Consider the following 24679-nt stretch of genomic DNA (forward strand, 5'->3'; position numbering starts at 1 on the left):
GATTAAAGGACTATCTATGAAACGCAAATTGTTATTATTGGCTGCTGCATGTATTGCGACTGTGACTTCCACGGTCTATGGGGCAACAGAAGAAAAAGTTATCCGTGATACTTTGGAAAAATACAACATGGTTGTTGAGGTAATTAAACCTTCGCCAATCGTTGGGCTGAATGTTGTTGAAACCACAACAGGGGTTGTTTATATCACTGATGATGGCAAATATTTATTGCAAGGGCCAATTTATGATATGAGCGGTAAAAATCCAGTCAATATCAGTAATCAGCCATTAATGAAAAAAGTAGAAGCGCTCAAAGATGAAATGATTATCTTCAAAGCCCCTCAGGAAAAGCATGTTGTGACAGTTTTTACCGATATTAGCTGTGGTTATTGTAAAAAATTACATGAATCTGTTGGTGAATTAAACAGCCAAGGTGTTACGGTGCGTTATCTGGCTTATCCACGCCAAGGTGCAGATAGCGACGTAGGAAAGAAAATGGCATCTATTTGGTGCAATGGCCTACAACAAAAAGCATTAACTCAAGCGTTTAAAGGTGAAGAAGTTGCCATGATTGAAGATTGCAAAATTGACCTAAGTAAACATATGAGTGTGGGTAATTTATTCAAAGTGACGGGAACACCAGCAATCATCCTACCGGATGGGCAATTACTGCCTGGCTACATGAAACCGGATGCCCTTGTTCAATTACTCAACGAAAAATAGTTAATTATTGTGAATGTAGAAACACTCTTACAACAAAGACAGCAGCAAAGTTCTGCCGCTCAACTTCCTGGCTTGCCTGAGCTATTACAACGAATTTACCAGCATCGGGGCATCACGGATATCAATCAGTTAGAGCGCAAAGCAGCTAATTTATTGGATTATCGGACATTATCGGGTGTTGATAAGGCATTGCCCCTACTTTATCGTGCGTTAAATGAACATGAAGCTATTACTATTGTTGGGGATTTCGATGCGGATGGAGCAACCAGTACGGCATTAGCTATTAGAGCTCTAAAATCAATGGGATATAGAAATATCAATTATATAGTTCCGAACCGTTTTGAAAATGGTTATGGATTAACGCCATTGGTTGTTGAAGAAGCCCGTAAACGTGGAACGAATCTCATTATTACCGTTGATAATGGCATCTCATCCCATGAAGGGGTTGCAGTAGCTAATCAATATGGAATGAATGTAATTATTACCGATCACCATCTGCCGGGGGAAACTTTGCCTGCTGCGGATGCGATAATCAACCCGAACTTAAATGAATGTTGCTTTGCATCTAAATCATTAGCCGGGGTTGGTGTCACATTTTATTTAATGTCTGCCTTACGTGCATATCTACGTCAGCAAGGGTGGTTTGTGCAGCAAGGGCTAGCAGAGCCTAATTTAGCCGAGTACCTTGATTTGGTTGCATTAGGAACTGTTGCAGACGTGGTTCCTCTTGATACAAATAACCGCATTTTAGTTCACCAAGGGCTAAATCGTGTTAGAGCTGGGCGCTGTTGCGCGGGTATTAAAGCCCTCATTGAGGTTTCCAAACGTGATTTATCAAGACTAGTGGCAAATGATTTTGGGTTTGCGCTTGGCCCTAGGCTAAATGCGGCAGGCAGATTAGATGATATGTCAGTGAGCATTGAATTATTACTGACAGACGATATGGCGTATGCAAGGGAACTGGCAAATGAGTTAGATGGGCTGAATCAAACTCGCCGTGAGATTGAAGCGGGTATGCAGCAAGAAGCGCTCGTGCTTTTTAATCAATTCGAATACGGTGAAAGCCAGTTACCAAATGGCTTAGCCATTTATCATCCTGAATGGCATCAGGGGGTTGTCGGTATACTCGCCTCAAGGATCAAAGAACAATATCATCGTCCTGTTATCGCTTTTGCTCCTGCGGGTGATGGTTTATTAAAAGGTTCTGGGCGTTCCATTCAGGGTGTCCATATGCGGGATGCATTAGAACGGTTAAATACATTACAACCCGGGATTATGCAAAAATTTGGTGGCCATGCAATGGCAGCAGGCTTAACTTTGCATGTTGATCAATTTGACGCTTTTAAACATCACTTTGAATTATTGATGGGGGAATTAGTTCAACCTGAGCAATTGGCTGGGGTAATCTGGAGTGATGGCGAACTTTCACGCAATGAGTTTTGTTTAGAAACTGCGGAACTTATTCGAGAAAGTGGCCCATGGGGACAAGCATTTCCGGAACCTATATTTGATGGTGAATTCCAATTATTACAGCAAAGGCTTGTTGGTGAGCGCCATTTGAAACTTATGCTGGAACCCGTGAATGGTGGGCCAATGTTAGATGCAATTATGTTTAATATTGATGTTCGTCGATGGCCAGATAACAGCATCAAAAAAGCGAAAATAGCCTTTAAATTAGATGTGAACGAATATCGTGGACAAAAAAACATCCAGCTAATGATTGAGCATATTTGGCCTGATTAAGCCTATCATAAACGGCGGAATAACCAGCAAATAGCGTTTGATGGCGCTATAAACATGAGATAAATTCCGCTATACTAAGCGGTTTGTGAATAAAAAATTATTTTTGACTAACCATAAGATATTGAAAAATGACGTTTGAAATAAACCCAGTAAAAAATAAGATTCAGGACCTGTCTGAACGGACAGTGGTTCTGAGGGGGTATCTTTGACTATGATGCCAAGAAAGAACGCTTAGAAGAAGTCAATGCTGAGCTTGAACAGCCTGATGTGTGGAATGAACCCGAGAGAGCGCAAGCCCTTGGTAAAGAACGCTCATCTCTTGAAGCAATTGTTGAAACGATTGACCAGATGACGCAAGGCCTTGAAGATGTTGAGGGTTTATTAGAGCTTGCGGTTGAAGCTGATGACGAAGACACATTCAATGAAGCTGAAGCTGAACTAGAGCAATTAGAAGGCAAATTAGAGCAACTTGAATTTCGCCGTATGTTCTCTGGCGAATACGATAGTGCAGATTGCTACATTGATTTACAAGCGGGTTCTGGCGGTACTGAAGCTCAAGATTGGGCAAGTATGTTATTGCGTATGTACTTGCGTTGGGCCGAGTCAAAGGGCTTTAAAACCGAGATTATCGAAGAGTCTGATGGTGATGTTGCTGGGCTAAAATCGGCAACAGTCAAAATTATTGGTGACTATGCCTACGGATGGTTAAGAACGGAAACTGGTGTTCACCGTTTGGTTCGTAAGAGCCCGTTTGACTCAGGTGGGCGTCGCCATACTTCTTTTAGTTCTGCGTTTATTTATCCTGAAGTTGATGATGATATTGATATCGAAATCAATCCAGCGGATTTGCGTATTGATGTATACCGTGCATCTGGTGCGGGTGGTCAGCACGTAAACAAAACGGAATCAGCGGTACGTATCACACATATTCCAACCAATATTGTGACGCAATGCCAGAATGACCGTTCGCAGCATAAAAATAAAGACCAAGCTATGCGCCAGTTAAAAGCGAAGCTATACGAACTGGAAATGCAAAAGAAAAATGCAGACAAGCAAGCGATGGAAGAGAACAAATCTGATATTGGCTGGGGAAGCCAGATTCGTTCTTATGTCCTTGATGATGCAAGAATTAAAGATTTACGTACTGGTGTGGAAACGCGTAACACGCAAGCCGTACTGGATGGTGATTTGGATAAATTCATTGAAGCTAGTTTAAAAGCTGGCCTGTGAGGAAAAAATGTCTCAGGAACAACAAGGTGTTGAACAAGCACCTGATTTGAATAACGAACTTAAAGCACGTAAAGAAAAATTAGCGGCACTGCGTGAAAAGGGTATTCCATTTCCAAACGATTTTCGTCGTGAAGATATTTCCGATAAAATTCATGCGCAATATGATGATAAAACCTCAGAAGAGCTTGAAGACCTAAATATTGAAGTGTCGATTGCTGGCCGTATGATGACTCGTCGTATTATGGGTAAAGCTTCGTTTGCAACGTTACAGGACGTTGGTGGACGCATTCAAATTTATGTATCGCGTGATGATTTAGCGGAAGGCATCTATAACGAACAGTTTAAAAAATGGGACTTAGGCGATATTTTAGGTGCTAAAGGCCGTTTATTTAAAACCAAAACGGGTGAGTTAACTGTTCATTGTCATGAAGTTCGTTTATTAACCAAAGCGTTGCGTCCATTGCCTGACAAATTCCACGGTTTATCAGACCAAGAAACACGTTATCGTCAGCGTTACCTTGACTTAATTGCGAATGATGAATCTCGTCATACTTTTATTGTTCGTTCTAAGATCCTAGCTGAAGTACGTAACTTTATGGTTAGCTACGGTTTTATGGAAGTGGAAACACCAATGATGCAGGTTATCCCTGGTGGTGCTTCTGCGCGTCCATTTGTGACTCACCATAATGCATTAGATATCGATATGTACTTACGTATCGCGCCTGAATTGTACCTGAAACGCTTAGTTGTAGGGGGGTTCGAACGCGTATTTGAAATCAACCGTAACTTCCGTAATGAGGGGTTATCCCCACGTCATAATCCAGAGTTCACAATGATGGAACTCTATATGGCTTATGCTGATTACCGTGATCTAATCGCATTGACGGAAGATTTGTTCCGTACACTGACACAAAAAGTGTTAGGTAATACTGTTGTTCAGTATGGCGAACAAGAGTTCGATTTTGGTAAGCCATTTACTAAAATGACGATGAAAGAAGCTATTTGCAAATATCGTCCAGAAACGAATGTTGCTGATTTGGATGATATGGATAAAGCGGTGGCAATTGCTCAGTCTATCGGTATTAAGATTGAAAAGAGCTGGGGCTTAGGCCGCGTACAGTGTGAAATCTTCGAAGAAGTTGCAGAAAGCCACTTGATTCAGCCAACATTTATTACTGAGTACCCAGCTGAAGTTTCGCCGTTAGCGCGTCGTAATGATGACAACCCATTTATTACCGACCGTTTTGAATTCTTCATTGGTGGTCGTGAAATCGGTAACGGTTTCTCGGAATTAAATGACGCAGAAGATCAAGCTGAGCGTTTTGCTGAGCAAGTACGTCAAAAAGATGAAGGTGATGACGAAGCAATGTTCTATGATGAAGACTATGTCACCGCATTAGAACATGGTTTACCGCCAACAGCAGGTTTAGGCATTGGTATTGACCGTATGGTGATGTTATTCACTAACAGCCATACTATTCGCGATGTTATTTTATTCCCCGCTTTACGTCCTAGCAAAGCTTAAATACCATTATGCCCGGTTAATTCCGGGCATATATTTACATTTATAAGCAATCAATATTACTCTCCTCATGTTTTATTCAAATGCTTCATTTTAGGTTAAAGATAAAACACCATTTACTAGACGTTAAATGAGTAACATGGAATAAAATCACTGAATAGTGTTTTTTGAGTGATTACGGCTATGTGAACGCTATATTTTTATTAAAAATAAATTTGAGTTACGAATCGTATCAATTTAATATAAGTAATTCCGACAGATAACTGCTATGCTTTATTACGTAGTTGGAAATTATGTAGCTGAAATGCCGATAAATTCGCTTTTTTATAACTGGCTGATTTTGCTTGTAATTTTTAATTGCTGTTAGTTTTTGGAATTGAATTAAGCAGGTTACCCATATTTTGAATGATGGCGGTTATTGCCATGTCACAGGTTTAAAGTGTGTCAGCAGCTTGATAAATGAAAAGTAGGTGTGTTTATTGTTAGCCATCATTTTATTTGTTAACAATTGTTACAGGGACAGAACTAAAATGAGAATTTACTTGAAAGGTATCTAATTGTTAGCAAGGTTTATTGAGCAACCTAATCGTTATCTGACATAAAATAATAAAAAATTCCGGTAAAGGTGTTAATTTGTCTCTTTATAAGGACTGCTAGCGGAAATTAGCTCATAAATTTAATAGAAATGTAGCAATAAAATAATTTTAAAACTAAAGTTAAGTTAATCTAAATTTATGAGATGACTCTATTTCTACATTCGGGCTTATAGAAAATAGCTAATTTTTAGCTTACACTAAGTTTTTTGGACATCATTATAATAGCGAAGAAAAGTGCTGGTAAGGTAACCATATGTTTTTAAAAAATAAATTTCATGTTGCATTTTTGCTTATAGCAGGTACAGCTCTTCTTTCAGGTTGTACATTTGGTTCAGACACATACAATACAGCAACACCGAATACCCCAAGTAAACAAACAGTCAATACGAGTACCACTCAGCCGGTAACACAATCGACTGTTGCTACCAATCCAGATCAGGTTGATAACTCTTATCCTGAATCTCAAAAAGTTTTAAACAGCGCAATTAACCGTACACCAGTTGCTTCTACAACTTATGGTGAAGCGGGTGCTGACCAGCAAACATTTGCTCATTTGAATACGTGTGTTAAAGAATTAAACGCGCTCAAAACACTATCACCAAAAGATTACAATCGCTTAGTAGGTTCATTTAAAGAAGTTAGCGAAATCAACCGTCTATATCGACAAGTTGAAGGGACTGCTAGCCCTGACACAATTGAACTCTTACAAATGGCAATAGAGTCTAAAACTAAAGTGTTGTGTGCAAAAGTTCGTTATAACTCAGTATTGTCTACCGAATCAACATTGAAGAAAATTAGTGGATTATGAGAATAAACCTTAGGCTTTGTGTGTCACTGGCACTTGTTACGACTTTTTTTAGTCATGCTCCAAAAGCAGAGCGCTTTAACAATGTAATTGATGATTTTGATACCTACCTTCAAATGGAAAAAGAAGGCAAAGTACAAGAGCAAAAACAACAATTGCCAGTTAATACACAAAACCAAGGTTATGATATCTTTTCTTCGCTATCTACCGTTCCTGCGCCAAAAGAGAAGCAAAAATCTGCGGCAGCGAATAAAGGAACTAAAGGCAAAACTACAGGGAAAAGTAAATCTGCTGCTACATCAACGAAGAAAGCAGATGTAGCGAAAGCAGACCCTGTAGAGCCAGAAAAAACGACTTTTCCTGAAGTGTGTGCGGTGGCGACAGAAAATGGCGTAGCGCCTATTTTATTGTCGTCTTACCCTTATTTTTTTCAAAGCAACCAATGGGATCCTGCTTATCTAGCAAAAGATTTTGCAAAGTATCAATTGGTTCTTGACCCACTCGGCTTATATTCATCTAAATTTGCTAAGCCAACAGGTATTAATACCTCTGCTTATCTTGAGCAACTGGCGCAATTAATTGAACGCCAGCAATTAACACATCTATATAAGTTTGGTATTGCTCAAGGAGTAGGCCAGCTTATTGCCTATAATCATTTACTCAATGATGACCAACTCGTTTCTGAACTTATCAATCATAATAAGAGTATTGCGCAATTAACGCAGACAATTACCGAGAAACAATTTGAGATTGATAAACTAAACGATGAAGTTCTGAAGAGTAAAGAGCATATAGCCCAGCTACAGGCGGTTGTAAATTCATCAGATGATCAGTCTTTAATTGACACATTAAAGGCTAAATTGGCGGATGCACAAAAAACAATTGATCAAAAGCAAAATAGTCTTGAACAATTAAGTCAAGAAAATCAGCAAACCCAAGAAACGATTGCCCAGCTTGAGAAACAATTAAATGAAAGTGTTGTTGAACAAGCCCAACTTAAACAGCAATTAGCAGAAAAAGAACAACAATTTGCTACCGCAAATTTGAAAATTGAGCAATTAACCGCTGATATTGCAAAATTGGAGTCAGAGGCTAAAAATCAACTGCAACTTGTTGGTAATACTGATGAACAAATGAAGTCAGTGACAGCTGAACTTTTACAGCAAAAAGAGTTGTTAAAACAGAAAGAAAATGAATTAGCTACGGCTAAAAGTGAAAAAGATGATGTCCAATCTTCTTTGGTCGCTCAGCAAGAGAAAAGTAAATCATTAGAGTCACAAAACCAGCAACTACAAGCCCAGTTAGTCGAAAAAGAACAATTAGCGAAAAGCATTCAAGCTTCTTTGGCGGAAAAAACTGAACAAGCTGAGCAAAAAGTTGTATTAGAAAATGCCTTAAAAGTTGCCCAAGAACAGCTGAATTCATATCAAAGTACGCAAAATACGTTAGAAAAACAGTTAGCTCAAAGTGAAAAACAGCAAGCCGAGTTGCAGGCGAAGCTCAACCAGCAAGAGCAAAATTACGTTACGGCACAGGCGCAACTGAAACAAGCGAACGCAGATCTACAAAAGCTCCAAGGGGAGATGGAAAAACAGACCACCTTGATGAGCCAAGCCAGCGACCAACAAGTTAAAGCGTTGACGGCGGATTTAAACAAACAACTCGCTTTGCTGAAGCAAAAAGAAGACGGGTTGAAGAAAGCTGAAACGGAGAGCCAAACCACCCGTGAGGCGCTCGCCAAACAGCAAGCGGAGGCAAAAGCCTTAGCCGAGAAAAACCAGCAGCTTGCTGCCGAATTGCAACAAAAAGCACAACAAGCGGAAAAAATTCAAGCGTCCTTAGCCGAGCAGACGGCGAAGGCTGCCGAGAAGGTGGCGTTAGAAGCCGAACTGGCTGAGGCGAAAAAACAGTTAGCCGAGCACCAAACGGCGCAAAATGCGTTGTCCAAACAGTTTGCGAACAGTGAAAAACAGCAAGCCGAGTTGCAGGCGAAACTCCGCCAGCAAGAGCAAAATTACGTTACGGCACAGGCGCAACTGAAACAAGCGAACGCAGATCTACAAAAGCTCCAAGGGGAGATGGAAAAACAGACCACCTTGATGAGCCAAGCCAGCGACCAACAAGTTAAAGCGTTGACGGCGGATTTAAACAAACAACTCGCTTTGCTGAAGCAAAAAGAAGACGGGTTGAAGAAAGCTGAAACGGAGAGCCAAACCACCCGTGAGGCGCTCGCCAAACAGCAAGCGGAGGCAAAAGCCTTAGCCGAGAAAAACCAGCAGCTTGCTGCCGAATTGCAACAAAAAGCGCAACAAGCGGAAAAAATTCAAGCGTCCTTAGCCGAGCAGACGGCGAAGGCTGCCGAGAAGGTGGCGTTAGAAGCCGAACTGGCTGAGGCGAAAAAACAGTTAGCCGAGCACCAAACGGCGCAAAATGCGTTGTCCAAACAGTTTGCGAACAGTGAAAAACAGCAAGCCGAGTTGCAGGCGAAGCTCAACCAGCAAGAGCAAAATTACGTTACGGCACAGGCGCAACTGAAACAAGCGAACGCAGATCTACAAAAGCTCCAAGGGGAGATGGAAAAACAGACCACCTTGATGAGCCAAGCCAGCGACCAACAAGTTAAAGCGTTGACGGCGGATTTAAACAAACAACTCGCTTTGTTGAAGCAAAAAGAAGACGGGTTGAAGAAAGCTGAAACAGAGAGCCAAACCACCCGTGAGGCACTCGCCAAACAGCAAGCAGACGCAAAAGCGTTAGCCGAGAAAAACCAGCAGCTTGCTGCCGAATTGCAACAAAAAGCACAACAAGCGGAAAAAATTCAAGCGTCCTTAGCCGAGCAGACGGCGAAGGCTGCCGAGAAGGTGGCGTTAGAAGCCGAACTGGCTGAGGCGAAAAAACAGTTAACCGAGCACCAAACGGCGCAAAATGCGTTGTCCAAACAGTTTGCGAACAGTGAAAAACAGCAAGCTGAGTTGCAGGCGAAGCTCAACCAGCAAGAGCACGATTACGTTACGGCACAGGCGCAACTGAAACAAGCGAACGCAGATCTACAAAAGCTCCAAGGGGAGATGGAAAAACAGACCGCCTTGATGAGCCAAGCCAGCGACCAACAAGTTAAAGCGCTGACGGCGGATTTAAACAAACAACTCGCTTTGCTGAAGCAAAAAGAAGACGGGTTGAAGAAAGCTGAAACGGAGAGCCAAACCACCCGTGAGGCGCTCGCCAAACAGCAAGCGGACGCAAAAGCGCTAGCGGAGAAAAACCAGCAGCTTGCTGCCGAATTGCAACAAAAAGCGCAACAAGCGGAAAAAATTCAAGCGTCCTTAGCCGAGCAGACGGCGAAGGCTGCCGAGAAGGTGGCGTTAGAAGCCGAACTGGCTGAGGCGAAAAAACAGTTAGCCGAGCACCAAACGGCGCAAAATGCGTTGTCCAAACAGTTTGCGAACAGTGAAAAACAGCAAGCTGAGTTGCAGGCGAAGCTCAACCAGCAAGAGCACGATTACGTTACGGCACAGGCGCAGCTGAAACAAGCGAACGTAGATCTACAAAAACTCCAAGGGGAGATGGAAAAACAGACCACCTTGATGAGCCAAGCCAGCGACCAACAAGTTAAAGCGTTGACGGCGGATTTAAACAAACAACTCGCTTTGTTGAAGCAAAAAGAAGACGGGTTGAAGAAAGCTGAAACAGAGAGCCAAACCACCCGTGAGGCGCTCGCCAAACAGCAAGCGGACGCAAAAGCGTTAGCGGAGAAAAACCAGCAGCTTGCTGCCGAATTGCAACAAAAAGCGCAACAAGCGGAAAAAATTCAAGCGTCCTTAGCCGAGCAGACGGCGAAGGCTGCCGAGAAGGTGGCGTTAGAAGCCGAACTGGCTGAGGCGAAAAAACAGTTAACCGAGCACCAAACGGCACAAAATGCGTTGTCCAAACAGTTTGCGAACAGTGAAAAACAGCAAGCCGAGTTGCAGGCGAAACTCCGCCAACAAGAGCAAAATTACGTTATGGCACAGGCGCAACTGAAACAAGCGAACACGGATTTGCAGAAGCTGAAGAATGAAGTTGAAACAAAAACAGCTTTAATGAATCAAGCCAGCGACCAACAGATTAAAGCGCTGACGGCAGATTTAAACAAACAACTCGCTTTGCTGAAGCAAAAAGAAGACGGGTTGAAGAAAGCTGAAACGGAAAGTAAAGTAACTCGTGAGGCACTCGCCAAACAGCAAGCAGATGCAAAAGCGTTAGCAGAGAAAAACCAGCAGCTTGTTACGCAACTGAAACAGAAAGCGCAGCAAGCAGATAAGATCCAAGCATCTTTAGCAGAGCAAACTGCCAAATTAGCACAAAAAATTACGTTAGAGTCTGAATTAGCAACAGCAAAAAAACAGTTGGCTGAGCAGCAAGCAGCACAGAATGTTTTATCAAAACAATATGTTGAGAGCCAAAAGCAACAGCAACAATTGCAAGAAAACTTAAAACAAAATGAACAAAATTTTGTTAATGCTCAAAAACAATTGGAACAGGCTAATGCAGAACTGCTGAAATTACAAAAAGATGTTGAAAAACAAACAGCGCTAGTAGGTCAAGCAAGTGACAAGCAAGTTAAAGCGTTAACTGCGGACTTAAATAAACAAGTTACATTATTGAAAGAAAAAGAAAGCGCTATTGCCAAGTTAGAATCTGAGAAAAAATCAATTAGTGACGCTCTTGCTGCCCAAGAAAGTGAGAAGAAAAAACTTGACCAGCAAAACCAGCAATTTACTAAGCAGACTAAGGCTCAAGAAGACAAAATCAGCAAACTTGAAAGTGATATTGCGGCTAAAACAAAGAAACAGTCTGAAATTGAGCAAAAACTGACAGACACGAATAAACTTCTTGGTGATTTAAAAGCGAACTCTCAAAAAGAGTTGGCATTAGCACAAGAAAAATTGAAAAAACTACAAACGGAATTGGATTCAAGTAAATCCATTTCGAGTGATGAAGCTTTAAAATCACAAATTATGGCGTTAAATCGACAGATAACTCAATTACAAAATGAAAATGATGCATTAAAAGCAAGAGGTGGTTCGAAATCGAGTACTGGTCTGGCTGGGCGAATTCCTCCTAGCAAAGATGCAAAAGTGATTGCCGCAGAAAATGCGAAGAAAAACCAAAAAATTATTGAGCAAATTACCGCTCAAAAATACAGTAAGCTCGATAGCAATACTTACTATAAAATCATTCAAGTTGGCTCACCGATAAAAGACGTGAAAAATAAAGACGTGACTTTTATTATGAGAGAGCAATTAACTGACGGTAAGGTTACGGTGTTGTATACCGATCAAAACCCTGTCACATTACCTTATAATCAGTTACCTGCACCATTAAACTCCTTTGTCGAACGAGCAGGGGAAGGGGGAATGGTTAAAGTCTATATTAAACCTGAAGGTGGGTATGGCGTTGAAGGCATACCAGGTGAGGTACCACCAAACTCCATGTCAATTATTGATTTAAAAATAATCAAAGCGAAATAGCATAGCTTTTATTTAAGGTTATCTTAAAGGTAATTTGTCACTGAAAGGCAAATTACCTTTTTTTGTGATGTATCAATCTGAAAGAAGTATAAGAAGTATAAGAAGTATAAGAAGTATAAGAAGTGAATGTGAATATTTAAAGGAAGGATTTGATGTTTGCCTTTCTGCCAGATTATAGTGAAGATTAAACTTCTATAACTGACAGGGCATGAGTTAGAGTCTTACTGAGCGGTTAAGCTGCTATTCTTGACCGACTCGGTGTGTAGCCAAACCGTTTTCGATAAGTTTGGGTGAAGTAAGATTGACTTGAAAAGCCTGCTTCCATAGAAACCTCTACAATACTCATTGTAGTATTAATTAATAACTGGTGTGCATACATAATACGTTTTTCACTTATCCATGCGCGTGGTGACGTTGCATAAACGGTATTGAACAGTTCTTTAAATGTTGTTAATCCCATACCAAAAGTACGTGCGAACTCACTTAATTTCCACTCTTTAAGATAATTATTTTCCATAAACATTTGTAGACGTTCTATTTGGCGACTACTTAGCTGTCTAAAATTAGATAGCAATAAAGCACCTTGTTCACTGTAGCTTAGTAATAACAGTAATTCACTAACTCGGAGTGAGAAAATGACGTCAGGGTATTCGTTATTAACAAATGTATTTAAGCTTGATTTGATTTCTTCAATGAGAGGGGATGAATTAAATTTAATGATATCACAGGGTAAGCCTTCATTGCGGTCTATTTCGCTTAACTCAGTGCCATGATTGGTGATGAAACTACGCAAAAAGTTATCATCCAAGGATATCCAAAGTAATTTGCAACTTGTTGTTTCAGTGAGCTGTAGTGAGTAAGCTCCCTGTTTGTGATATAAGATATCGCCTTCATTTAAAGATTGTGAGTTAGCTGGGGTTTCTAGTAACACAGAGCCTTGTTCTATAATTAAAAGCCCTTTAGTTTCTAGGTCAATAATGTTATGGGCCGCGTTACTATCAATGTTTATCTGTTTAATGAAGTGTCGATTTGGTGAGTTTATTGCTTGCATGACTATACCTTTTTAATCGTATTTAAATATAAATTCAAAATAAAATATTCAACTATTCCTATCTGGTGATATAAAGCATGGATGTTATTAGTATGATTGAAATTATATAAATCGATTAATTTTGTGTCACATTATAATTCTAAATATAAATAAATGTTTCTAAATATACTTTTTCCGAGTTATTATTGTGAATTGCTCGGTATTTTTTGTGTTATTGGTGGGGTAATTTAATTATTCTACTTTTAATTTTAATTTTAATTAGTTTGGATTTTTAATCTGAATTGATAAAATTAGTCGTATGTTAATATGTTATCGTTTTTTACACCTAAACCGTGTTTTTTTTCTACTTTCTTCTTACTTATCATTTTTAGCATAGTAATATAAATTTTAGCTATGCTAATGATGATTATAGATTTCGGCAAAACTATCATTTATTAATTTTGCTAATGTAATTAATGGTTATTAATCTAAGTTATTTATTTTTTAAATCGATATGATTGATTTAATTTATTAAGATGTGGGGAGATTGCTATTTGTTTGTGACTCGAGTCTCGTTTTTTAATTGATAGGTTTCTATGATTGCTTTAATAGGTATTTTAAATATATATTTTTATAAATAGTTCCTTAGGGTTACTACTTGTTGCTCGCCATTTTTCAACATCTTTGTGCTTTATTATTTCTCCTCATGTTGTACTTTGCTTTAAATAGAGGGCTAAGCTTGAGCTATAGGCTCACTAATTATGGCTCTTGTTTCTGAGTTGCTCGCTTGTTTACTTTAGCTGGTAAATCAGGGACTGGTTTACGATCATCAAGTAAATGACGTATAGCGAGAATTGGGTGATGGATTAACATCTTCGGGCCAGCCCAGCGCATAACTAGCTTCATCTGCTCTCTCATTTTGGGTTGGTAACAATGGATTGGACATTGTTTACATGCTGGTTTTTCTTCTCCATATCGGCATTTTTCTAATCTATTAACGGCATAGGAAAATAGTTTTTGATAAAAATCAGGTGATTCTGCTGGTGCTGGATAGGCTTTCTCATAGATTTTTATCATTTTTTCAATCGTTTTAATTTCACGGTGTATGCGTTTGCCAACCATAGAAAATTCTCTATAAAAACAAAACATATATTTAATATACAATTTATGGTTGGTTTATGATAATTTTTTTGTATTTTTATTGATGGGACTCAATAAAATGGTGAGTTATTCGGCGTAATAAAAAGAGGGTAATAAAAAAATACCCTCTTATATTAGTGTGAAACAACACTAGCTAACGTTAAATGATCGATAGAATATCATTATCTTTTAGGATGTTAGCCCAGTTTTTGAATTTCATTATGTGAGAAAAACAACTAATACTATTATCGTGATAACCTATTGACTCGAGAGCATTATTTTTTGCATTTCATCTTTAAGATGTAATTTTTCTTTTTTTAGCTTAGCGACATGCTCATTGTAACCAGCACCAGAAGGCCCTTCTAATTTGCTGATTTCTTTGTCGAGTTGATGATGTTTTTCATAAAGAGTTTGAAAACGGGGATGTGTAGAGATTAATTTTGAAACTAAATCTTGATCTGCTGATAACATACTACCTCCTCAGAATATATTAAGCCTCAGTTTCAGTATAAACAGTGCATGCATTTTGTACATCCAAATAGCTTGTAATTTACATAATTTTTATTAGTTTTATGATCCTTCTACTAGAATTAAGTAGTATTACATGGCTTTTACCTGAGTTATCTATATTTTTGTAATTAAGAATCATCTATAGTGATAATTACGGTGTAAATGACTTAACATGGATAAAAGACTGGTTTTAAAAATTAGTTTTGTGTTCTTAAATAGGAATAAATAATGAAAAAAGCGATTTTATCTGTAATGGCGGCGGCACTAATTTCATCTTGTGCAGTAGCAACGGAAGATTTGGAAAAGATCGCGCCATACCCAAAAGCAGAATCGGGTATGACTCGTCATGTGATTGAATTAACCAAGCAACAAAATGAAAATGACTTTATGGTTGAGTTAGTTATTGGAAAAACGATCAAAGCAGATTGTAACCGCCAATGGTTTATGGGTGACCTAGACAGAAAGACGTTGGAAGGCTGGGGCTATGATTATTATAAACTCGACGAAGTAAAAGGCCCGGCATCCACTATGATGGGATGCTCTGAGCCTGCAAAAGACAGTTTTGTGACGACTCAATTAGGCGATGATGCATTTGTGCGTTATAACAGCAAATTACCGATTGTGGTTTATGCTCCGAAAGATATGCAAGTAAAATATCGTATCTGGTCTACAGACGATAAATTAATTGATTCAGTTACAAAATAAATATTAAAGAAAATGCCGCGTTTAGCGGCATTCAGACTGCTGACAAACATATTATGTTTGGCGGTAAGTCTAATAGGTTTTGAAAATAAATCAGGAAAATCAATTTATTGATTTTCGGCTGATAACACAAAGCGGGAAAAACCACGCTTTTATCCCGCTTTGTCAACAACCTCAAATGCCGCATTTAGCGGCATTTTTTATAGAAACCAATTTAGCGAATAACGAAGACAGATGTTTTCGCATGGCGCACGATTGCAGAGGCTGTTGAACCTAATAAATAGGTTGAAGTGCTTGGGTGATGGGAGCCTACAACAATGAGATCTGCGCTAATTTCTTGCGCATAATCTAAGATTTCATCTTTAGCTGAACCAATACCAATTTTGCAGTTAATCCGTTCATCAGCAACTTTGATATCTTTAATGACTTCTTCTAACGCACGCATTGCAAGGATTGAGCGTTCCGCAGAATCTTTGTTGCTTTCTGGTAATGCGGCAATTTCAATACCAAAAAATAACTCAAGGCTCGGAATAACGGATAGAAAATGAATTTCAGCTGAGCTTAGTTGCGCTAGTGCCTCAACGTGTTTGATGATCTCTTGGTTTAATTCATCTTCTAACAAATCAATAGGGACTAGGATTTTTTTATACATAGCTACCTCATTTTCGTATTATTTAAAATTAATTACAAAAGGTTATCTACAATATACTATAAGTTAAATGAAAAGTAATAAATGCTATAACGTGCGCATTTATAGCGATAATCTAAAAATGACATAGCTTCTTCTTTGAAAAGAAAGAATAATTATTATCAACTCTCAGTGTTATTTACAAATCACACAGAGACTTTTAACAAAATATATGCGAAGATCGCGGTAAGTTGCTTAACTAATTGATTTAAATGTGTTATTTGAATGATAATTGTTTTGTTTTTCATTAAAGAACCTATTTTATGACTATGAATAATGCTTCAACACAGAAAAAAAGTGATTTTGAAATCCAACAAATAAAATTTAAAGCCGCAAAAAAAAGTACCTTAGTCAGTGTTGTCGTAAATATTTTCTTATCGATTTGGCAGATAATTGTTGGTATTTTTTCTCATTCTTCCGGGTTAGTCGCTGACGGTATTCATACATTATCGGATTTGGTCGCTGATTTTGTGGTGTTGATAGCCAATAAGAAAAGCCACAAGAAGCCAGATGAAGACCATCCATATGGTCATTTTCGTTATGAAAATGGCGCTTCATTAATATTAGGTATTATTTTATTAATTGTGGGCGTGGGAATGGTTTGGTCAGCGATTGAAAAATTACTGAAACCTGAGTTAATTCCTGAAGTTCACTCAATTGCATTGATTGTTGCACTGATTGCTTTAGTCGCAAAAGAGGGGCTGTTTCGCTATATGTTGCATGTCGCGAAAAAAGTAAACTCCAGTATGTTAGTGGCGAATGCATGGCATGCTCGTTCCGATGCGGCTTCCTCCCTAGTGGTGGCCATTGGTATTGTTGGTAGCTTGTGTGGGTTTAAAATTTTTGACCCACTGGCCGCGTTGATTGTAGGGACATTTGTTTTTCGGATGGGGTTTAAATTCACCAATCAATCCATGCAAGATTTAATGGATAAAGGCGCAGACGAAGAAACTTTGCAGGAAATCCGTTCTGTTTTGGATAATATTAGTGAGTTATCAGGATATCATGATTTAAAAACACGTAAATCGGGTGACTTTTTATTGGTGGATGTGCATTTAGAGCTTGATGGAAATATGAGTATTACTGTTGGCCATGAAATTGCGGTAAATGTGCGTAAAAAATTGATGGAAAACCCATTAATTTTGGATGTTATGACCCACCTTGACCCGTATGACAAAGACGCTAAGCATTAATCACACATTTATTTTATTTTTCGATAAAAACCGAGCTTTAAAGTGGCTCGGTTTTTTATTGCAAGCTATTATGTAAAATCAACACATTAATTATTGCACCTGATTGATAACAAGGCGAAAATTAATAAGCAGTTTCAAGATGGCACAATAAGGTATTTGTTTCAAAATATAGGGCAAATGTAGCAAACCCCACAAAATGCTCTCTATAGTGATTATTGAATGATTGAGGAAAAAATGCGGTTAACTCAAGAACAATGTCAGACATTTCGCGCCCCAAAGGTTATTGCCCTTACTAATCAAAATGGTATGAAGGTTATTCTCAGTAGCCTAGGAGCTAGTTGGGTTAGCTGTATACTTCCACTAGCAACAGGAAAACGAGATGTTGTTTTAGGTTCACCCAATATGGCTAAACAGATGGAACAGGGGGTATACCTTGGTTCAATCGTTGGGCGAGTTGCTAACCGCATAAACAATTCACAATTCACGCTAAATGAACAGCATTATCAACTTTCGAATAACCAAGGTGTACATTGCTTGAATGGTGGAAAACACAGTTTTAGCCATCGCATATGGGGTATTTTTCAACCAACACCCCAAAAAGCTGTTTTTTCTTTGACGTCGCCTGTTGGTGATCAAGGCTTTCCGGGGCAGTTAGACGTTGAAGTGAGCTATGAACTTACAGAAGATAATCAAGTCGTTATTCACCATGCTTATCAATCGACAGAAGCTTACCCTGTTAATCTTGCGAATCACATCTACTTTAACTTAGCGGGGGAGGACTCGGTCAGAACGGCTTTGGAACATGATTTATATATTGATGCAGACCAATATTTGCCGACAGATATGGACGGTATCCCAACGGGAGAGTGGTATAACGTTGCAGATACAAATTTTGATTTTCGCCAAAGTAAACGGATTGGCCGAGATTTCTTACAAGATGATGACCAACGTCGTGTTGGGGGGTATGACCATACGTTTATATTAAACAACACATTAACCGATGGTCTGCAGACGGTGGCAACCCTCGGGGCACCAAGTGGTGATGTGCGGCTAAATATCGCAACCACGCAGCCTGCATTACATGTGTACAGTGGAAATAACCTGCTTGCAACGTCGGGGAAAACACGAACGTATGTCCCTTATTCAGGGGTAGTGATAGCAACCCAGTTTCCAGCAGATGCAATCAATCACCCTGAGCGGGGAGAACAATACAGTTCGATTGCATTTCCTCAACAAATGTACCAAAACCAAACGCGTTACCAATTTGTTTTCTAATACAATAGTGAATATTCAGCGCCTCTATATTAAGGCGCTGAATTACTCGCCAGTTAATAATTTCCTTAGTCTTAAATAACGAATAGATCCATATATTCATTGACAGGCATTTTTTCTAGCATTGGCTTATCGAGAGAGGCTTTTAGAATTCGAATTTGTTGAGCCTCTGGGAATTGCCTTGCTAAATTAATTCTAAATTTATTTAATAACAATGGCATCCCTTCTTTACGGCGGCGTTTATGGCCAACAGGATATTCGATAACAACTTCATCAAGCACTTGCCCATCCTTCAATGTAATGGTTAACCCATTGCTAATCGAACGTTTTTCAGGGTCATGATAGTCTCGGGTAAACTGTGCATCTTCAGTGCAATGCATTTTTGCACGTAATGCATCAATACGCTCATCTTTGGCAATATTATCTTCATAATCAGCAGCCGTTAAACGACCAAAAATTAATGGGATAGCGACCATATATTGAATGCAATGGTCACGATCTGCCGGGTTATGTAATGGGCCTTTTTTATCAATGATACGAATACAAGCTTCATGGGTGCGTATGGCAATAGACTCAATATCTTGAGCCGTTTTTCCTAATTTTTCGAGGGTTTGGTGGAGTTGTAACGCTGCCTCTACTGCTGTTTGGGAATGAAACTCAGCAGGGAAAGAAATCTTAAACAACACATTTTCCATAACATAGGAGCCATAAGGACGTTGAAAACACAGGGGTTGTCCATTAAATAAAACATCGTAGAAGCCCCAGGTTTTAGCCGTTAGCGCCGTTGGGTAGCCCATTTCCCCTTTTTGAGCCATTAAAGCCAGCCGTACAGCACGGGAGGTGGCGTCACCTGCCGCCCATGACTTGCGAGACCCTGTATTGGGGCTGTGGCGGTAGGTACGTAAGCTGTGACCATCAATCCACGCTTGGGAAACAGCATTGAGAATTTGTTCTCTTTCCAGCCCCAATAGATGAGAAACAACCGCAGTTGATGCCACTTTGACTAAAATAACATGGTCGAGCCCGACTTGGTTAAAGGCATTTTCTAGTGCGATGCAGCCTTGAATTTCATGCGCTTTAATTAATGCAGTCAAAACATCTCTAATAACTAGCGGGGGCTTGCCTTTCGCAATGTTTTCACGAGAAAGCCAATCCGCAGTGGCTAAAATACCACCAAGGTTATCCGACGGGTGGCCCCATTCGGCAGCCAGCCAAGTGTCATTAAAGTCGAGCCAACGGCACATTGTGCCAAGATTAAATGCGCCTTGCACTGGGTCTAATTGAAATTGGGTGCCTGGGATTTTTGTGCCATTTGGCACAATCGTACCCGGAACGATAGGCCCTAATAATTTTTTACATGCAGGGTATTCAAGGGATTCCATACCGCAACCAAGGGTATCGAGCAGGCAATGATAAGCCGTATCATAGGCGAGGTCAGAAATAATTGGGTAATCCATTACATAATCAACAATATCGCTGATCACTTTATCAAATTCAATTTGTTGCGAACGCACGGTTTGTGTTGTCATTAGGTTACCTTTTAACGCTGTTCTATAGGAGTAAATAATTGATTTTCAGGACCAATATAGTTGGCTGAAGGACGAATAATTTTATTATCTTGTCGTTGCTCAATAATATGTGCTGACCAGCCAGCGGTACGTGCCATAACAAATAATGGGGTAAACATGGCGGTGGGAATGCCCATAAGGTGATAAGCCACAGCAGAAAACCAATCTAAATTTGGAAACATGTTTTTTTCACGTTTCATTACGGATTCAATTCGATCCGCAACGGTATAAAGATGTCGATTTAGGCTCTGTTCTGATAACTGTAAAGCGACAGACTTGATAATAGGGTGGCGGGGGTCTGCGAGGGTATAAACGGGGTGGCCAAACCCAATGATAACCTCACTATTTTTAACGCGTGCTGTAATATCTTGCTCTGCTTCCTCCATTGAGGCATAACGTTGCTGAATTTCTAATGAAACTTCATTTGCCCCCCCGTGTTTTGGGCCACGCAAAGCGGCAATTGCACCTGTCATCGCAGAGTAAAAATCCGTGCCTGTTCCCGCAATAACCCTTGCTGCGAATGTCGATGCGTTAAATTCATGTTCTGCGTATAAAATTGCCGCAATATGCATAAATTTTTCCCATTGAGCAGGGGGCTTTTTACCGTGTAATAGATGCAAGAAATGCGCGCCAATTGAATCATCATCAGTTTGGGTTTCAATACGTCTTCCATGGTGGCTAAAGTGATACCAATACAACAACATCGAACCCAGTGACGCTAATAAGCGATCAGCAATATCCCTAGCACCGGAAAAAGGGTGAGATTCTTTTTCGGGTAACACGCAGCCCATCATTGATACGCCTGTGCGCATGACGTCCATTGGGTGCGCGTTCGCGGGTATGGATTCTAACGTTTGTTTAACACTTGCCGGTAACCCCCGAAGAGATTGCAGCTTTTCTTTATATGAAACGAGTTCGGTTGCTGTCGGCAGCCTTTCATGGATGAGCAAATGCGCGATTTCTTCAAATTCACATTGTGTGGCTAAGTCGTGAATGTCAAACCCGCGATAATGCAGGTCATTACCATTACGCCCAACGGTACAAAGTGCGGTATTTCCTGCAGTAATACCTGAAAGTGCAACGGATTTTTTAGGTTTAAATTGAGGTGTTTCAGTACGACTAAGTTGTTCATTCATCATTTATTCCTTGTAGGGGACAGAGGCGATGCAACTTTTAGTAATGATAATTGCCTAAAAATTAAGATTTATTCTTGGAAAATAACGCATCCAGTTTTTGTTCATAATCGTAATAATGAATACTTTGATACAGCTCTTCTCGAGTCTGCATAAGTGGAATGACACTTTTTTGAGTGCCCTCTTTGCGTAATGTTGTATAAACCTGTTCAGCGGCTTTATTCATGGCTCGAAACGCAGACAGTGGATACAGCGCAATGGCAATGTCAACACTGCGTAGTTCATCAAGAGTAAATAAAGGGGTTTGACCAAATTCAGTTAAATTGGCCAGTACGGGAGCGGAGGTATTACTTGTAAACTGTTGATACATAGAAAGCTCAGTAATTGCCTCTGGAAAAAGCATGTCCGCACCGGCTTCTAAGTAGGCTTGTGCACGTTCCAGTGCGGCATCAATGCCTTCGACCGCTAATGCATCGGTTCGAGCCATAATGACAAAGCTGTCATCGGTTCGTGCATCAACAGCCGCCTTGATGCGGTCGACCATCTCTTGTGTCGAAACAATTTCTTTATTAGGACGATGGCCACAACGTTTTGCACCCACTTGGTCTTCAATATGCAACCCTGCCGCACCGGCTTTACAAAAGGATTTCACCGTGCGGGCGACATTAAAAGCAGAAGGGCCAAAGCCAATATCGGCATCGACCATAAGTGGTAAGTCACATACATCAGTAATGCGTCGAATATCAATTAAAACATCATCTAACGTTGAAATACCTAAGTCCGGCATGCCCAGTGACCCCGCAGCGACGCCACCTCCAGATAAGTAAATAGCTTTATAGCCAGCTTGTTTTGCAAGGAGCGCGTGGTTGGCATTGATAGTTCCAACGAGCTGCAATGGAGATTCTTGCTTGATAGCCTCACGAAATTTTTGTCCTGCACTAAATGACGACATAATAGCCTCATATGATGTTAATTAATTGTAATGAAATTGAAATAACTATAGTCATATAGCAATTGACGTGCCAATCTGGCTCTAAATTACATGGGTATGCAAATGTGTTTAAAATCAAACTGATATTGTTTTTTTTGATTTGTGACGGGAAAAACAATTTTAAAATAATCGGTTGGTGTGTTTCGTTGAAACAAGATATTGTCAATTGAAACATAAATGAAACATGGTAAGAAGGTATGGCGATGATGGAAAAACCGATTATTTGGACTGTTTCAGTGTCTCGGTTATTTACACTATTTCGAGATATCAGCCCTGAATTTAGTGAACAAGCGGAAATCACCCCACTAAACCTTGGTTTTGAGCAGGCGGTAGAGGCCGTGCATCAACGATTACAGGGTGGACATTGTGATGCCATCATTAGTGCAGGTTCAAATGGTGCTTATTTAAAAAGCCATGTTTCAGTTCCTGTTATTATCGTGAAAATTAGCGGGTTCGATGTCATGCAAGCATTGGCCAAAGCCCGAGAGATTAGCGATAAAGTCGGGATCATTAATTATAAAAAAACACTTTCCTCATTAGATGAATTTCAGCAACGTTTTGGTTTGCAAATTGAACAGCGTAGTTATGTCACCGCAGAAGATGCAAGATCTCAGCTTAAAGCATTAAAAGCAATGGGAATTTCCGTTGTTGTAGGGGCTGGGCTCATCATGGATTTAGCTGATGAAATGGGGATGACAGGGGTTTTTGTCTATTCCACACAAACCATACGACAAGCATTCTCAGACGCTATCGAATTAAGCCGAATGTCGAGGCGTGAAAACCATTCGCAAGACAAATATCTCCTTCCTAATCCCGCAAAAGTCCGTTATACCATTAATGACCTGATTGGTTCGTCATTACCGATGGAACGTGTTAGGCAAACTATTATGTTGTACGCACGTTCTGATGCAACAGTATTGATTCAAGGTGCGAGTGGAACTGGGAAAGAGATGGTGGCACAAGCGATTCATCACGAATATACCTTATTTAATCAACATAAGCGCAGTAAACAGCAAATGCCTTTTGTGGCCGTGAATTGCGGGGCGATCCCTGAAACATTATTAGAAGCCGAATTATTTGGCTATGAAGAAGGAGCCTTTACTGGCTCTCGCCGGGGTGGCCGAGCAGGGCTATTTGAACTGGCGAATGGGGGAACACTGTTCTTAGATGAAATTGGTGAAATGCCGATTGCATTACAAACAAAATTATTACGAGTGCTCGAAGAGCGTTCTGTCGTGCGTGTTGGGGGGTATAAACCGTTAAAAGTCAATGTACGAGTCATTTGTGCGACTCATTGCGATTTAGACCGTTGGGTAAGAGAAGGGCATTTTCGTGCCGATCTATTTTATCGGCTCGGGGTATTGAGAATGCGAGTTCCAGCACTCAATGAACGTGGCGATGATATTTTTGTATTAGCGGAGCGGTTACTTAAGTTAGCCTTTGCAGGCTTAATGCTGCCGTTGCCTTCTTTTCGTGTACAGCAGTTAATTGCGTGTAAACGCTTTTTTGTTGAGTATTCATGGCCCGGTAATGTGCGAGAACTCAGAAACTTAATGGAGCGAGTTGCACTTTATTGTAGCGCATACCCCGAAAAGGCCATTAGTGAGGAAATGTTGGCGAGTCTATCTCCTGAGCGCAAATGGGATGCAACAAGCCATGAGGTTGTTATCGATAAAAGTAAGGAACCGCTTACTGACGTGATGAATAGGTTTGGTGGTGATCGTAAAGCCGTAGCTCAGTATTTAGGTATTAGCAGAACAACCCTGTGGCGGCGTCTTTCTTTATTAGAGAAAGCAAATCAGGTAAATCACGATACTAAATAATAATTAATCTGTATTCATTCAGGAGGGGGGTTGATTAAAAGGTAATGGATTAGTGAGAGTGCCATAAAGGAGATAATTAGGTTGTTTTTATTCATGGAATCATTGAATACTACTTGTTGAATTAAATTCATTCAGTCGTGTTCAGTGACAAATAAATTATTTTGTTATTAAGTGCTTTTAGGATTTTTTCCATATGACTTAAGTTGTATCAAATCGTAACAAAAAACAGTGATGTTTATATTTATCTATTATTTTGATTTTTAAGTATTACTTTTGTTTTTCTTGTTGTTCTTTCACTAAATTCACCATCGTAAAAAACGTGATTTTTCTCACATAAATTATTTTGCTAGTCACCATTAGATTTTCTCATTTTAACTTCATGATTGAACGTTCTATATTGCGCTCAAATTAGTCCTATCTTTGTTTTTTTACTACTGCACTAATCGCCGAAATGTGTTCTTTCTTGAGAACACAATGTTGTCGTATTCAACGATGTAGTTGC

The 24679-nt window shown here is 39.8% G+C and carries 17 protein-coding genes; 10 read left to right on the forward strand and 7 right to left on the reverse strand.

Features of this window, described 5'->3' with window-relative positions; translation table 11 throughout:
- Nucleotides 1-16 precede the first annotated feature (16 nt).
- The 6 genes from dsbC to PZ638_RS06460 all read left to right on the forward strand — a co-directional run bounded on the left by dsbC (nucleotide 17) and on the right by PZ638_RS06460 (nucleotide 12127).
- Nucleotides 17-721: a bifunctional protein-disulfide isomerase/oxidoreductase DsbC gene (gene dsbC / locus PZ638_RS06435; protein WP_096863312.1), complete on the forward strand. Its 705-nt coding sequence runs from the start codon at nucleotides 17-19 to the stop codon at nucleotides 719-721.
- A 9-nt stretch (nucleotides 722-730) separates the two neighbouring features.
- Nucleotides 731-2464, forward strand: coding sequence for a single-stranded-DNA-specific exonuclease RecJ (gene recJ / locus PZ638_RS06440; protein WP_272674086.1), 1734 nt, complete (start codon nucleotides 731-733; stop codon nucleotides 2462-2464).
- 128 nt (nucleotides 2465-2592) lie between these two features.
- Nucleotides 2593-3694, forward strand: a protein-coding gene (gene prfB, locus PZ638_RS06445) for a peptide chain release factor 2 (protein WP_096863166.1) whose coding sequence is annotated in 2 segments (ribosomal slippage) — nucleotides 2593-2670 and nucleotides 2672-3694 — 1101 coding nt in all. Because the reading frame shifts where the segments join, the coding sequence is not laid out codon by codon here.
- A gap of 7 nt (nucleotides 3695-3701) precedes the next feature.
- Nucleotides 3702-5219: a lysine--tRNA ligase gene (gene lysS / locus PZ638_RS06450; RefSeq protein WP_004261800.1), complete on the forward strand. Its 1518-nt coding sequence runs from the start codon at nucleotides 3702-3704 to the stop codon at nucleotides 5217-5219.
- Nucleotides 5220-6065: 846 nt separating this feature from the next.
- Complete coding sequence (locus tag PZ638_RS06455) at nucleotides 6066-6620, forward strand: hypothetical protein (RefSeq protein WP_094963002.1); 555 nt, start codon at nucleotides 6066-6068, stop codon at nucleotides 6618-6620.
- 20 nt (nucleotides 6621-6640) lie between these two features.
- Nucleotides 6641-12127 carry a hypothetical protein gene (locus PZ638_RS06460; RefSeq protein WP_311972617.1) on the forward strand — a complete coding sequence of 1829 codons (5487 nt, stop codon included), beginning with the start codon at nucleotides 6641-6643 and terminating at the stop codon, nucleotides 12125-12127.
- 232 nt (nucleotides 12128-12359) lie between these two features.
- On the opposite strand, the gene PZ638_RS06465 is transcribed toward PZ638_RS06460, so the two are convergent.
- The 3 genes from PZ638_RS06465 to PZ638_RS06475 form a co-directional block, all read right to left on the reverse strand.
- Nucleotides 12360-13178, reverse strand: coding sequence for a helix-turn-helix transcriptional regulator (locus PZ638_RS06465; protein WP_112307216.1), 819 nt, complete (start codon nucleotides 13176-13178; stop codon nucleotides 12360-12362).
- 738 nt (nucleotides 13179-13916) lie between these two features.
- Nucleotides 13917-14279: a nitrous oxide-stimulated promoter family protein gene (locus PZ638_RS06470; RefSeq protein ID WP_096863321.1), complete on the reverse strand. Its 363-nt coding sequence runs from the start codon at nucleotides 14277-14279 to the stop codon at nucleotides 13917-13919.
- Between the two features lie 276 nt (nucleotides 14280-14555).
- Nucleotides 14556-14768, reverse strand: a complete 213-nt coding sequence (locus tag PZ638_RS06475) for a DUF465 domain-containing protein (protein ID WP_004261774.1) — start codon at nucleotides 14766-14768, stop codon at nucleotides 14556-14558.
- A 267-nt stretch (nucleotides 14769-15035) separates the two neighbouring features.
- Between PZ638_RS06475 and eco the strand changes: the two genes are divergently transcribed.
- Entirely contained in the window at nucleotides 15036-15512 is a 477-nt protein-coding gene (gene eco, locus PZ638_RS06480) for a serine protease inhibitor ecotin (RefSeq protein WP_272674092.1), read from the forward strand.
- A 211-nt stretch (nucleotides 15513-15723) separates the two neighbouring features.
- Here the strand turns inward: eco and PZ638_RS06485 are convergent, their stop codons facing one another.
- On the reverse strand, nucleotides 15724-16161 hold the full coding sequence (locus tag PZ638_RS06485) for a universal stress protein (RefSeq protein WP_004261767.1): 438 nt from the start codon (nucleotides 16159-16161) through the stop codon (nucleotides 15724-15726).
- Between the two features lie 299 nt (nucleotides 16162-16460).
- Here PZ638_RS06485 and PZ638_RS06490 point away from each other — a divergent pair, with 299 nt between their 5' ends.
- Together PZ638_RS06490 and PZ638_RS06495 are read left to right on the forward strand one after the other, a co-directional pair.
- Entirely contained in the window at nucleotides 16461-17390 is a 930-nt protein-coding gene (locus tag PZ638_RS06490) for a cation diffusion facilitator family transporter (protein WP_004261765.1), read from the forward strand.
- A 234-nt stretch (nucleotides 17391-17624) separates the two neighbouring features.
- Entirely contained in the window at nucleotides 17625-18665 is a 1041-nt protein-coding gene (locus tag PZ638_RS06495) for a galactose-1-epimerase (protein ID WP_272674145.1), read from the forward strand.
- Between the two features lie 71 nt (nucleotides 18666-18736).
- Here the strand turns inward: PZ638_RS06495 and PZ638_RS06500 are convergent, their stop codons facing one another.
- The 3 genes from PZ638_RS06500 to prpB form a co-directional block, all read right to left on the reverse strand.
- The gene (locus PZ638_RS06500) at nucleotides 18737-20191 is read right to left on the reverse strand and encodes a bifunctional 2-methylcitrate dehydratase/aconitate hydratase (protein WP_096863323.1); all 1455 of its coding nucleotides are present in this window, start codon (nucleotides 20189-20191) and stop codon (nucleotides 18737-18739) included.
- Nucleotides 20192-20202: 11 nt separating this feature from the next.
- Nucleotides 20203-21366 (reverse strand): bifunctional 2-methylcitrate synthase/citrate synthase, encoded by a 1164-nt coding sequence (prpC, locus tag PZ638_RS06505; protein ID WP_196731806.1) that lies wholly within the window; start codon nucleotides 21364-21366, stop codon nucleotides 20203-20205.
- 61 nt (nucleotides 21367-21427) lie between these two features.
- On the reverse strand, nucleotides 21428-22315 hold the full coding sequence (prpB, locus tag PZ638_RS06510) for a methylisocitrate lyase (RefSeq protein WP_004261750.1): 888 nt from the start codon (nucleotides 22313-22315) through the stop codon (nucleotides 21428-21430).
- Between the two features lie 245 nt (nucleotides 22316-22560).
- Between prpB and prpR the strand changes: the two genes are divergently transcribed.
- A complete protein-coding gene (gene prpR / locus PZ638_RS06515) occupies nucleotides 22561-24177 on the forward strand; it encodes a propionate catabolism operon regulatory protein PrpR (protein WP_096863459.1) in 1617 nt (538 codons plus the stop codon).
- Nucleotides 24178-24679 lie beyond the last annotated feature (502 nt).

The sequence above is a fragment of the Providencia hangzhouensis genome, assembly GCF_029193595.2.
Lineage (GTDB): Bacteria > Pseudomonadota > Gammaproteobacteria > Enterobacterales > Enterobacteriaceae > Providencia > Providencia hangzhouensis.